General features: G+C 45.0%; 1 protein-coding gene. It reads left to right on the forward strand.

The window, feature by feature from the left end:
• The coding region (locus FW758_RS24915; protein ID WP_446446861.1) for a DDE-type integrase/transposase/recombinase at positions 1-311 on the forward strand (311 nt) is incomplete at both ends.

Genomic DNA, 311 nt, shown 5'->3' on the forward strand with positions numbered 1-311 from the left:
GTCAGCAGCCTAAGCATTCTTATCGGAAAGCGACACAAGAGCATGTTGCAATCCCCAATACGCTTAATCGACAGTTTGCAGTAACTCAACCAGATCAAGTGTGGTGTGGCGACGTGACGTATGTTTGGGTCGGTAATCGTTGGGCCTATCTAGCCGTTGTTTTAGACTTATTTTCCCGCAAACCTGTTGGATGGGCTTTGTCATTATCACCAGATAGTGAGCTGACCTGTAAAGCTTTGAAAATGGCATTTGAGTTAAGGGGTAAGCCTGAGAATGTGATATATCACAGCGATCAAGGTTCGCATTACACA

It is taken from the genome of Shewanella sp. 1180_01, from assembly GCF_052850535.1.